Genomic DNA, 12,838 nt, shown 5'->3' on the forward strand with positions numbered 1-12,838 from the left:
TTCTTAGTTGGCAGTCGGTTCTTCCAAGCCATACTTCTTGAGGATTGCGGCATATTCTCCGCTCTTTTTCGTCTCCTCGAAGGCCTTTTGCACGGCTTGGTAGGTTTCGTCGTTACCTTTCTTGACGAAGATGCCCAGGGTTTGCTGATAGATCGGATGCTCGGTAGTGATCACGACCCGGCCGTTGGTCTTTTCCGCGATCATTTTTGCCGCGCCGGCGATTTCGACCTGGGCCTGGATGTTTTTGGACAGCAGGGCCTGGGTTACTTCGGGTGCCGAAGGGTATTCGCTGACGGAGATGGCGCCTTTGTTGTTCGGCACGCAGTATTCGTCGGACAGCTTCCTGAATTCCTTGACCCAGGTCGTGCCCTGTTCCAGGCCCAGTTTCAAGCCACACAGGTCTTCAGGCTTTTTCGCATTGATCTCGCTTCCCTTGGGCACCATGACCGCGGCGCCGGTGTTGGCATAGGCGATGGTCTGGGCCTGGGTCTGGCGCTCTGGCGTGATGTACATGCCGGAAATGATCGCGTCGTACTTGCCGGAGTTCAGGCCCAGGATCAGGCTCGGGAACTTGGTGTCGACGAACTCCACCTTGGCGTTCATGTGTTTGGCCAGGGCCGTTGCCAGCTCGGGGTCCGAACCCACCACATTCTTGTCCTTGTCATAGGATTCGAAAGGCGGGTAGGTGATTTCCATGCCGACCTTGAACGTGTCACCTGCGGCCATGCTCACCGAGGCGCCGAACATACCGGCTGCCAATACAGCCAGGCTCAACAGGTTTTTCTTATTGTTTTTCATTTTTTCCGACTCCGGCGTAGGTAGGGGTTTAGCTGAAAACTTCAATCAGGACGGTTGGGCCTGATTTTTCAAATGTCCGAAACTGGCGGGCTTGCGTGCCTTGCCTGGCAGTTGAACGTCCCCGTTGGCCACCCTCTGGCGCAGATACTGATAGGTCTGCAGCGCCTGGCCATACATGTGTTCGCCGATCGTGATTTCTTCGTAGTCGTTGCCTGCCTGGGCGAAGCCGGGCAGCGGTTTGATCTGGGTGTGATAGTCGCAGGCATAAAACAGCGGGAAGGAATAGCGTTCCTCCTTCACGCTGCGCACCCGGTGCGCAGTGGCAACGAATGCGCCTGCGGTCATCACCTCCAGCATGTCGCCGATGTTGACCACAAAGGCATCGGCAATCGGTGGTGCATCGATCCATTGTCCGAGATTGTTCATCACCTCAAGGCCGGGTTTGTCGGCCAGGAGGATGGTGAAGCACTCGTAATCAGTATGGGCGCCAAGACCCGGTGCGTCATGGGCGGCACCGTCGAACGGGTAGTGGATCAGGCGCAGTTTGGATGGCGGACGGGTGACCAGGCTGTCGAAGTAGTTTTCTTCCAGGCCCAGGGTCAGGGCAAAGCCGCTGAACAGGCGCCGGCCCAGGGCGAAGATTGCTTCATAGTAGGCCTGTACCGACGCCTTGAAACCTTCCAGTTGCGGCCAGTCGTTGGGCCCCAGCAATGGCGTATTGGCCAGCACCAGTGGGTCATCGGCCGGGACTTCAAAGCCGACGTCGAAGGCTTCCTTGTGGTCCGGCTTGCCTTTGGAATAGACCTCTTCGCCTTCGGGTACAAAGCCCTTGTGGGTTTGTGAGGTGCCGATGTAGTGGCGCATCTTGGTGTCGAGGGGCTGGTCGAAAAAGTCCTTGGCCGCCTTGCGCAGGTTGGCGATCAGTTGCGGGTCGATACCGTGATGGGTGATGTAGAGGAACCCGACTTCGCTGGCGGCGCGTCCCAGTTGTTCGGCCACGGCCAGGCGGTGTTCCAGTTCAAAACTGAACAGACCGGCGATGTTGACCACCGGGATGCTGTTGAAGTTGGCTTTTTGTGTGTCAGTGCTGGCGCTGTTGTTTTTGTTGTCAGGCATGACGCATCGGCTCCCTAAGGATGGCTTGAGTGGTGGAAACGCTCGAAGTGTTCGCGTTCGGTCTGGCCCATCCACACGTTCAATGACCACAGGTCGGCGACCGGGACATTGGTGAAGGGCAAATGATGCAGGTAGCCGTCGGCGCCGAATTCCGGGGTCAGGGTGCTGACCTGGTAACCGCGGGCCTGCTGCGAGCGCCAGATGCTTTCCCAGTGCTGCTGATGGAAGGCCAGTTCTTTTGCATATTCGGGCGCCGCTGGGTGCGGAACCTGCGGCCCCTGGTCGTATCCGACCCGGGCCTGGATATGGTGAACCCGCTCGATGAACGCGCTGAGGTCATCGGCCGGGTCATTCAACAAACGCTCGCAGGTCACGACCCAATGGCTGATGTCACTGGTGAACAACAGATCAGGCAGTTGCCGGATCAGCTCCAGGGTTACCCAGGGGTTGAACAGCGAACGCGAGCGGTGAGTTTCGAAACTGCAGACCTGGCCATGCTTGCGCGCCAGATCCAGCGCCTGGCCAAAAAACTCCACTTGTTGCGGCAAGGACCAGCGGTCGTTGCCCGCCAGCACGTTGACGAAACGTGGGCCGAGTTCGGCGGCCCAGGCGAGTTTTTGGTCGAGGTCATTGAGGTGGACGGCAGGCGTTGCCGACTGGTCCGGCAGCACGTCGTACGCGGTGAAGACTGTGCTGATATAGCCCAGGCGATTGGCCTGGAGAAAGGCGCCAAATTCGGCCCGTTCACGGGCGTCCAGTGGCAGGCGCGCTTCCATGCCATCAAAGCCCGCTTGCAGCAACTCTTCGAGCGCCTGAGCCTTGCTGGCGGTGTAACCCCACAGCGTGCGAAAAATTTCCAGCTTCATCGGTGATCCTCAAAAATCCCAGGGCCTACTGCAAAAGCACTTCGACGACACCAGCGTGCAAAGAGGCGGGTTCGCTGTGGAGCCGATGTTAGGCACAGGCCGAGCGGTGAAAGAATCCGAAAGTTCAAATGAATACTTCAGACTTTCATCAACAAATAGCTGGCTATCTATTGCAGTTGCCGAGAGGGATTTTGTAGGCGGATACGTGTCTACGTTGGGTGTTAGCGAGGAGTGCCGGTATTACGACATCATTTTGAGGACTGACAAGCGACATCGGGTTGCGAGGGGTGATCCTGCAGGCATCCAGACTTTTCCGCGAACTCAAACCGGTCTATTTTGCCTACGAACGATGTGATCTCATAAAGCCATCTATTTCCCTTGGCTGCCTGCACACATTTCGATAAGGTTTCGGGGAGGATTTTGGTCTGCCCGGTAGTGTTCAAAAATACCCGGCTGCCGGGGCTTGCACTTGCTCTATTGATGAGCAGGGCGACGGCGACTGATTGGTGTCTTGGGAATCCACCCGAACACCAGCACGCTAGATACGAAAATGATTGAGTCATTAGCGCTTCACCCCATGGATGACCTTTGATGAGCTCCACTGCAGACACCATCGCACCTAAACTGACTTCACTGACTATCCCGAAGATAGTGAACCTGGCCTCCGGGACGGCTGGACTGACAATAGCCGGATTGGCTTCGGACGACAGGTCGGGGGTCGAAAACGTCCTGGTGTATTTCGATAAGAATTTTACCTACTCCTTTTCCTTGGGGGACGGCTCTAGCTACTCCTCCAACTTACTCGGAAATTTTGGACATTCTGATTCGTGGCTGGATGGTGCTTCGTCCAACACGTGGGGTATAGCGGCGACGAACTCTTCCGGTACTTATAACGTCACCCGCGTTGTAGTGGAGGATGTACAGGGCAACACTCGAACTTACTCTCCAAGTGAACTGGCGAGCATGGGGGTGAATACCAGCATCAATTTCATCAACTCTACGGCAGACGTTACGCCCCCACAGCTGACTTCACTGACTATCCCGAAGATAGTGAACCTGGCCTCCGGGACGGCTGGACTGACAATAGCCGGATTGGCTTCGGACGACAGATCGGGTGTCGAAAACGTCCTGGTGTATTTCGACAAGAATATTACCTACTCCTTTTCCTTGGGTGACGGCTCAAGCTACTCCTCCAACTTACTCGGAAATTTTGGACATTCTGATTCGTGGCTGGATGGTGCTTCGTCCAGCACGTGGGGTATCGCGGCGACGAACTCTTCCGGTACTTATAATGTCACCCGCGTTGTAGTGGAGGATGTACAGGGCAACATGCGGTCTTACTCTGCGAGTGAACTGGCGAGCATGGGGGTGAATACCAGCATCAATTTCATCAACGCTACGGCAGACGTTACACCCCCACAGTTGACTTCACTGACTATCCCGACCGTAGTTGACCTGTCCTCTGGAACGGCTGGACTGACAATGGCCGGATTGGCTTCGGACGACAGGTCGGGCGTCAAAAACGTCCTGGTGTATTTCGACAAGAATATTACCTACTCCTTTTCCTTGGGTGACGGTTCAAGCTACTCCTCCAACTTACTCGGAAATTTTGGACATTCTGATTCGTGGTTGGATGGTGCTTCGTCCAACACGTGGGGTATCGCGGCGACGAACACTTCCGGTACTTACAACATCACCCGCATTGCAGTGGAGGATGTACAGGGCAACACTCGATCCTACTCTGCGAGTGAGCTGGCGAGCATGGGGATGAATACCAGCATTTTGATGGTAGCCACTAAGTCAGTGTTGACCTCTGCCGATGACTCCTTCGTTGGAACTGTGTACGCCGACTGGCTACTGGGCGTAGAGGGTAACGACAGGCTCAACGGCCTGGGCGGCGACGACTTGCTGGACGGTGGAGGAGGAAACGACGTTCTTGATGGCGGTACCGGCTCGGACAAATTGGCAGGTGGCTTGGGCAACGACACCTACTACGTCGATAGCGCTAGCGATGTCGTCAGCGAAACGTCCGCCAGCGGCGGCATCGACACTGTCATTGCCAGCGTCAATCGCACCCTGGGCAGCTATCAGGAAAACCTCACCCTGGCCGGCACCACGGCGATCAACGGCTACGGCAACAACCTGGCCAATACGTTGACGGGCAATAGTGCGGCCAACGTGCTTTATGGCGGAGTCGGCGCGGATATGATGATCGGCGGCTTGGGCAATGACATCTACTACGTCGATAACGCCAGCGATGTCGTCAGCGAAACTTCCGGCAGCGGCGGCGTCGACACTGTCATTGCCAGCGTCAGCCGCGCCCTGGGCGATTATCAGGAGAACCTCATCCTCTCCGGCACCGCGGGGATCAACGGCACCGGCAACAGCCTGGCCAATACGTTGACGGGCAACAGTGCGGCCAACGTGCTCAATGGCGGGGTCGGCGCGGATACGATGATCGGCGGCTTGGGCAATGACACCTACTACGTCGATAGCGCCAGCGATGTCGTCAGCGAAGCTGCCGCCAGCGGCGGCATCGACACTGTCATTTCCAGCGTCAGCCTTACCCTGGGCAGCTATCAAGAGAACCTCACCTTGTCCGGCATCGCCGCGATCAATGGCATCGGCAACAGTCTGACCAATACGTTGACCGGCAACAGTGCGGCCAACGTGCTCAATGGTGGGGTCGGCGCGGATACGATGATCGGCGGTTTGGGCAATGACACCTACTACGTCGATAGCGCCACCGATGTCGTCAGCGAAACGTCCGGCAGCGGCGGCATCGACACTGTCATAGCCAGCGTCAGCCGCACCCTGGGCAACTATCAGGAGAACCTCATCCTGTCCGGTACCGTGGCGATCAACGGCTTCGGCAACAGCCTGGCCAATACGTTGACGGGCAACAGTGCTGCCAACGTGCTTTATGGCGGAGTCGGCGCGGATACGATGATCGGCGGCTTGGGCAACGACAACTACTACGTCGATAGCGCTGGTGATGTCGTCAGCGAAACTTCCGACAGCGGCGGCATCGACACTGTCATTGCCAGCGTCAGCCGCGCCCTGGGCAACTATCAGGAGAATCTCACCCTGTCTGGCACCGCGGCGATCAACGGCACTGGCAACAACCTGGCCAATACGTTGACCGGCAACAGTGCGGCCAACGTGCTCAATGGTGGAGGCGGAAACGACAGGCTGTCGGGTGGTACAGGCAACGACTTCCTGGTCGGTGGAGCGGGCAAGGATGTCTTCACGGGTGGCGCTGGCAACGACATCTTCGATTTCAACACGCTCAGCGAGACGGGACTGACCAGCTCAACCTGGGATGTCATCAGCGACTTCCAGCGGGGTAGCGACAAGATTGACCTGGCGACGCTGGATGCCAACACCGCCACGGTTGCCAATGACGCCTTCAATTCGATCATCGGCAGCACGGCCAGTTTCACTGCGGCTGGACAGTTGAAGGTTGCGAGCGGTGTGCTCTATGGCAACACGGATTCGGACAGCACCGCCGAGTTCGCCATTCAACTCGTCGGGATCTCCAGTTTGGCGACTTCGGACTTCGTTCTTTGATAAGGAAGAGGGGGGTACTCCAGATTGGCTAAATCGCTCAGTTGCCGTTCTTGATATTGCTCCAGGAGCGCGTACGGACACGATCGACCGCATGGGACTGCGGTTGCAGGGTGAACAGCGTGGCTATCACTTGCGCTGAGGGGTAGATGTTCGGGTTGTCCTGCACCTCGGCCGAGACCAGCGCGTTCGCGTCTTTGTTGGCGTTGGCGGTGAGCGCCAGATCGGTAGCAGGCGCAATCACTTCCGGGCGCAGCATGTAGTTGATGAAGGCCAGCCCATGCTCCGGGTGGCTGCCGTCCTTCACCAGTACCAGGTTATCGGACCACAGCGGTGCGCCTTCGACGGGGATGCTGTATTCGATTTTCACGCCTTTTCCGGCTTCGTTGGCGGCTTGCTTGGCCCCGAACACCGCGCCGGACCAGGTCAGGGCCACGCAGATATCGCCATTGGCCAGGTCACTGCCGATCTTCGACGAATTGAAATAGGTGATGTGCGGGCGCAGCTTCAGCATCAGCGCTTCGGCTTTTTTGTAGTCATCGGGGTTGCTGCTGTTGGGAGGAAGGCCAAGGTAGTGCAGGGCGATCGGCAGGATCTCGGCGGGCGCGTCCAGTATTCCCACCCCACATTGACTGAGTTTGGCCAGGTTCTCCTCTTTGAACAGCAGGTCCCACGAGTTCACCGGTGCCTGTTCACCGAGAACGGCGCGGACCTTTTCAACGTTGTAGCCGATCCCGTCCGTGCCCCACAGGTAAGGTATGGCGTACTGGTTGTCAGGGTCGTTCGCGCGAAGTTTTTCCAGAAGCACCGGGTCGATGTGTTTCAGATTGGGCAGTTGACTGCGGTCCAGCTTCTGCAAGGCTCCGGCCTTGATCAGGGCGGGCAGAATGAAGTTGCTGGCCACCACCACGTCATAACCGCTATGGCCGGTCATCAGCTTGGCTTCCAATACTTCGCCGCTGTCGAAGGTGTCATACACCGGCTCGATACCCGTGTCGCGCTTGAAATCCTGGAGGGTGGTTGGACCGATGTAGTCGTACCAGTTGTACACGTGCACGGTGGGCGCATCAGCTGCCGCGGTCGTTATCCAGGCCGACAGGCAGGTGCTGATTCCGAGGTTCAAGGACGAGCGGTAACGACACACTTTGTGGCACTCCTGGCCTGTTTCAGGACCATGATGTTCGGGAGATGTCAGGCTAGTGATGCGCGCCTTGGCTGCCTATTACCATGCCGGGTTACTCGAAAGGGGTAGTGATTGGAAGGCTTGTCGCCAAGCCTTGCAACAAAGCGCTGCCAGCGTGGAAACACGTTGATGGCTTAAGTCGCGATTGGTCGCGTTCTTCCCGTAACGACTGACGGCTACTGGCCGATTCTGTTGAAAAAGTCGGATTTTCAAATGGCCCGAACTCAGGCACGACCACCACCGGAGAACCTACTCACCACATTGAGTGGTTTTTCGGCCCTTCGTTGAACTTTGCAGCTCGGTTATTGGGTTGGTTTGAGGTTTTTTGCTTTGTGCAGACGCACTGCGGTCCAGCGGGCTTGAGGGTCAGTCAGTGACAAACGCTTCGGCAGCGTTTCGGCCAAAGCCTCTTCATCGAGGGCCTCAAGGTACTCACGTACGGCGCGGCTGCTCAGGGCCGGATCGCTCCAGTTGACCTGTTCGTCACCCGGTACGCCGCGCTGCCGACTCGCATCCGCTTTGATGATGCTGGCGTCCACGGCAAAGCCTTCGCCCTTGACCAACCCCGCATCCATGCAGCGACGCAGCACTTCATTGAACAGCCAGCGAAACAGCTCACTGTCCCGAAAACGGCCGTGTCGATTTTTGGAAAAGCTCGAGTGGTTGGGGATTTCGTCCTCAAGGCTCAACCGGCAGAACCAGCGATACGCCAGGTTCAAATGGGCCTCTTCGCACAACCGCCGCTCTGAGCGAATGCCGTAGCAATAGCCTACGATCAGCATGCGAAACATCAGTTCGGGATCAATCGACGGACGCCCAATCGGGCTATAGAAATCGGCGAGGTAATGGCGCAGGTCGCTCAGATCGAGACACCGATCAATACTGCGCAGAAGGTGATTGGCGGGGATGTGATCTTCAAGGTTGAACGAGTAAAACAGTCGCTCCTGCCCACTCGATAACTGTCCCATCATGCTGTGTGATCCCCCTCCGGCCAATGAAGAGATTTTGCCGGAGGCCAGTCAGGGGAGCTACTTTTTCAACAGAATCGACCCGAAGCGACCAGTCACGCAAGGCATATCGTCGGCTGGTAATGGAGAGGCGAGGGGGCTGAGTGAGGGGCAGTCCAGGCTAATTTAATGTGCGAGGAAAGGTGGCAGTGAATGTCGTTCCGTTCGTTAGAGAAGACGCTACAGCCACTTCGCCATAGTGCGCCCTTGCGATCTCACGAACAATGAACAGGCCCAGCCCGACACTTCTGAGTTCAGCATTGTCATGACTTCCGCGGATCATCGGTTCGAACAGATCCTTGAGCAGCTCCAGTGGTATGGGGGTACCGAGGTTGTGCACTGTAATCATGACAGTGTGATCTTCGAAGCACGAAGTAACGGTGACGTCGCTATCGGCAGCACCATAGGCCACTGCATTGGCAACCAGGTTGCCGATGAGCTGATACAGCCGATCACTGTCGGCAGTAAAGTCACCTTGCCCATAACGCAAGTGGATCAACTTATGCCCGGGGAAAGCCAGACCCAACTCGTCCAGGCAGTCGGCGACCAGTTCGTGTAGATCGACTGGTTTGGGCAGGACTGCGATACCTCGCCCGACTTGCGTCAAGGTGAAATCCAGCAGGTCAGCCACCAGACGCTGCGCTCGCTCTACTGAGTGGGTGATGTGGCCAAGTATTTGTGTTTGTTTAGCATCCATCTCCCTGCGGCCCAGCAGTTCTGCCGCCATTTTTATCGCCGACAATGGGTTGCGCAGATCGTGACTGACAATCCCGATAAGTTGTTCTGCAAACAGGGCTCTGTCTTCAGCCGCGGCGTAGGTGATGCGCAGCTTGTCTTGGGTAATATCCATTACCCGTTGATCCTTCAGGTGTTTTGCCAAATGTCCTTCGGCGAGCATTCTGGCATTGAGTAGTTCGCGCTCGTAGCGTTGCCGATCTTCGGCCTTGAACAGCGCCATTTCAAGAAATATGCCAGCAGAACTCTCACAGCGGATGGCGCTGAGCATCATCGGAATTGAATGGCCGTTGCAATGAACAAGATTGAACTTAACATCAGCGATCACGCCCTGGATTTGCATGAGAGGTACCCAGTACGCCCGATGAAACGCCCTCCCTTCAATACTCATCAGGTCTTGGATGTGGCGACCGATCAGCTCCCGTCTGCGGTAGCCAATCCAGCGGCAGAACGTAAGGTTGACCCTGGCGATCTGGCCATTTTCTGCGGTAAGCAGTAAGCCACAATCAGCTTCGTCGAAGAGAATGTCAGAGCCGGGCTGGGAATCGTCATCTGCGGACATTTGTATTCACTGACCAATGGGGCCGATATCTTGAAAATTATAGACACGGCTCGCACAAGGACCCTCTGGATTTACCCCTTTCGCAGTGATTGGTCTCGACATTCGGAGGGGTACAACAGCTGCGAATGACCGGTTGAATCCACAGCCGATAGCGACCGGTGAGCGTGGACGTTCGGTTGAGCCATTCCCCGCCCGGCGTATGACCTATTCCGGGTTATGTGCACTACGGTACTAGCGATGGTTGCGATAGCGTTCGGTCAAGGACTGCACGAGGGTGACGTAGGACTGCGTCTCGGCGTAGGGCGGCACCCCGTTGTACTCGACCACGGACGCTTCGCCGGCGTTGTAACCTGCCAGCGCCAGCACCTGGTTGCCGTTGAACCGCTTGAGTAGCCAGGCCAGGTAGCGCACGCCGCCCCGGATGTTCTGTCGTGCGTCGAACGGATCGTCCACGGCGAAGCGCTCGGCGGTGGCGGGCATCAACTGCATCAGCCCTTGGGCGCCGGCTTCGGAAATGGCGTTGGGGCGAAACGCCGATTCGGCATGCATCACTGCGCGGACCAGCGCCCTGTCGACACCATAATGATCCGAAGCGGCTTCGATCTCCCGCCGATAGGAATGGGTGTCCAGGCGCAGTGAGTCGATCTTGAAATCCTTCGACGCCATGCACAGATAACAGCCCTTGATGTAATAGAGCTCAAGGACATCGACCCGTGCGGAGATCCCGACGGGGCGCCGGCTCACATATTGACGTTTACCCTTGTGGATGAAGGTGAACACCCGAATCGGCACCGCGCCAGGGCTGTCGTCCCGCACAACCCGTGGCAGGGCCATTGCCTTGTCGCCGACACCGGCGCCCGCCATGCCATTCAGGCGAGTGCAGCGGGCGCTGGCGATGGCTTGGCTGGTGTAGCTGATGGCTCCGTCCCTGGCTTGGCACTTGAACATGGCGCTGGCGCACAGTGGCGTGACCAGCAAGGTCAGCTCGATGCAGCCAAGAAAGCTCTTGCGAGCCCATCGCCATACTCTGGAACTCATCACATCGCTCCGCGCCGCAGGCGCTGATCAGGCCTGGGGCGCCTGGCCCGGGTGCTGTCTTTGGAGGGGCTATTGTGGGTGACCCGCCTTTTGTTCTGATAGTTATACCCCTTGAAACCGGCCTTGGAACTTGCGTTGACGTACGGGCTAGGCACTGACCGAAACACGGCTGCTTCCTGCGAAGACCCAGCGGTTGATCGAGTTCATACGCGACCCTCTCAACAATGCTTAATGCCTGACGACTGGATAGGGGGTATCCCGACGCAAACGAATGTCTCGTATCAAACGCGAACCTATACCACTCTGATACTCGCGTTCATTGTCTATCGGCCTGGGTCCGGTTGCCGGTACGCCTTGTCCCGGCCACCGAGCACTTTTATAGCGCATGGCGCTTGTGCCAGCCCAAATCGGGGCATCGGTCATTACTGTTTTCAGAAACCGACATGGGGGTGTCGGTGACAAATAAGTTGTCGTTTACAGACATCTCTCGCGTATGTGCTACGAATGTGCACAACGTCAATGAACGCAGGCTCAAACTCAAGTGTTTTCCGTATGGCTCCCGCCCTGCAAACCCTCAGCATAGAGGCATTGGGTGATGTCGTTTTTGGATCCGTTGAAACGTGTGTAATTGGGTATGACCTTTGCAAGTTGAAAGGAATAAACCCACCAACTTTTGGATGGGAGAATAAAAAGAGCCTTTGCCTGAGGCCATTCACTTGCTTTGTGTGAGGAGATACCGCGATGACGACGTTCAACTCCGGGGCCCAACCCCAGAACCGTGCGCCTCAATCCATCGGCTTTCTGCTGCTGGACAATTTCACGCTGATTTCTCTGGCGTCCGCTGTAGAACCGCTGCGCATGGCCAACCAGTTGTCCGGTCGCGAGCTGTATCGCTGGACCACCCTCACCGTCGATGGCGGCCAGGTCTGGGCCAGTGACGGCCTGCAGATCACCCCCGACGCCTCCATGCACAAAGCCCCGCCAATGGACATGATCATCGTGTGCGGCGGTATCGGCATCCAGCGCACTGTTACCCGCGAACACGTGTCATGGCTGCAAAGCCAGGCCCGCAAGGCCTGCCGCCTCGGTGCGGTCTGCACCGGCAGTTGGGCCCTGGCTTGCGCCGGACTGCTCGATGGTTTCGATTGCAGCGTGCACTGGGAGTGCCTGGCGGCGATGCAGGAAGCTTTCCCGCGTGTAGCGATGAGCACGCGCCTGTTCACTCTCGACCGTAACCGTTTCACCAGCTCGGGCGGCACCGCGCCGCTGGACATGATGCTGCACCTGATCAGCCGTGATCACGGACGTGAACTGTCCGCCGCGATCTCGGAAATGTTTGTCTATGAGCGCATCCGTAACGAGCAGGATCACCAGCGTGTGCCGCTCAAGCACATGCTCGGCACCAATCAACCGAAGTTGCAGGAAATCGTCGCGCTGATGGAGGCCAACCTCGAAGAACCGATCGACCTCGACGAACTGGCGGTGTATGTCGACGTGTCCCGTCGCCAGCTGGAGCGGCTGTTCCAGAAGTACCTGCACTGCTCGCCGTCGCGTTACTACCTGAAATTGCGTCTGGTTCGTGCGCGACAGTTGCTCAAGCAAACGCCGATGTCGATCATCGAAGTGGCTTCGATCTGTGGCTTCGTGTCCACACCGCACTTCTCCAAGTGCTACCGCGAATACTTCGGCATTCCGCCGCGTGACGAGCGCGTAGGTTCCAACACTGCCCAGCAAGTGGCGATGATGCCGCTGCCGCAAGCGCTGGTGCTGTCGCCGTTGTCCGGGCCGTTGTCGGCACTGAGCCAAGCACGTAACGAATCAACGTTTGCCAGCGTTCGCCTATAAAACTGGCAAAAGCGTAACGCTCGCAGGATGGGGTGGTGGGCCGCATCATTTTCAGTGTTGCGTTGCAGTAGGGATCACTCGACAACGTTGATCATGTCTTCGATGACTTTGTTGGTGCCAT

The 12,838-nt window shown here is 57.3% G+C and carries 8 protein-coding genes and 1 pseudogene; 2 read left to right on the forward strand and 7 right to left on the reverse strand.

What is annotated here, in order from left to right:
• Positions 1–3: 3 nt before the first annotated feature.
• From B0D71_RS00565 to B0D71_RS00575, 3 genes are read right to left on the reverse strand one after another with little or no spacing between them, the layout of a single operon-like run.
• Complete coding sequence (locus tag B0D71_RS00565) at positions 4–798, reverse strand: ABC transporter substrate-binding protein (protein ID WP_103392992.1); 795 nt, start codon at positions 796–798, stop codon at positions 4–6.
• 45 nt (positions 799–843) lie between these two features.
• The gene (locus tag B0D71_RS00570; RefSeq protein WP_103392993.1) at positions 844–1,914 is read right to left on the reverse strand and encodes an isopenicillin N synthase family dioxygenase; all 1,071 of its coding nucleotides are present in this window, start codon (positions 1,912–1,914) and stop codon (positions 844–846) included.
• Positions 1,915–1,928: 14 nt separating this feature from the next.
• A complete protein-coding gene (locus B0D71_RS00575; RefSeq protein WP_103392994.1) occupies positions 1,929–2,780 on the reverse strand; it encodes a sugar phosphate isomerase/epimerase family protein in 852 nt (283 codons plus the stop codon).
• Positions 2,781–4,547: 1,767 nt separating this feature from the next.
• Between B0D71_RS00575 and B0D71_RS31540 the strand changes: the two genes are divergently transcribed.
• On the forward strand, positions 4,548–6,350 hold the full coding sequence (locus B0D71_RS31540; protein ID WP_205885955.1) for a beta strand repeat-containing protein: 1,803 nt from the start codon (positions 4,548–4,550) through the stop codon (positions 6,348–6,350).
• A 37-nt stretch (positions 6,351–6,387) separates the two neighbouring features.
• Here the strand turns inward: B0D71_RS31540 and B0D71_RS00590 are convergent, their stop codons facing one another.
• From B0D71_RS00590 to B0D71_RS00605, 4 genes and pseudogenes are all read right to left on the reverse strand, one after another.
• A complete protein-coding gene (locus B0D71_RS00590) occupies positions 6,388–7,491 on the reverse strand; it encodes a polyamine ABC transporter substrate-binding protein (protein ID WP_103392997.1) in 1,104 nt (367 codons plus the stop codon).
• A 383-nt stretch (positions 7,492–7,874) separates the two neighbouring features.
• Positions 7,875–8,501, reverse strand: a pseudogene (locus B0D71_RS00595) (transposase); the annotation flags it as partial.
• 157 nt (positions 8,502–8,658) lie between these two features.
• Entirely contained in the window at positions 8,659–9,834 is a 1,176-nt protein-coding gene (locus B0D71_RS00600) for a PAS domain-containing sensor histidine kinase (RefSeq protein WP_103392998.1), read from the reverse strand.
• A gap of 231 nt (positions 9,835–10,065) precedes the next feature.
• Positions 10,066–10,872: a lytic transglycosylase domain-containing protein gene (locus tag B0D71_RS00605; RefSeq protein WP_103392999.1), complete on the reverse strand. Its 807-nt coding sequence runs from the start codon at positions 10,870–10,872 to the stop codon at positions 10,066–10,068.
• Between the two features lie 741 nt (positions 10,873–11,613).
• Between B0D71_RS00605 and gbdR the strand changes: the two genes are divergently transcribed.
• The gene (gene gbdR, locus B0D71_RS00610) at positions 11,614–12,717 is read left to right on the forward strand and encodes a choline metabolism transcriptional regulator GbdR (RefSeq protein WP_103393000.1); all 1,104 of its coding nucleotides are present in this window, start codon (positions 11,614–11,616) and stop codon (positions 12,715–12,717) included.
• Positions 12,718–12,838 lie beyond the last annotated feature (121 nt).

It is taken from the genome of Pseudomonas laurylsulfativorans, assembly GCF_002906155.1.
In the GTDB taxonomy this organism is placed as follows: Bacteria; Pseudomonadota; Gammaproteobacteria; order Pseudomonadales; family Pseudomonadaceae; genus Aquipseudomonas; species Aquipseudomonas laurylsulfativorans.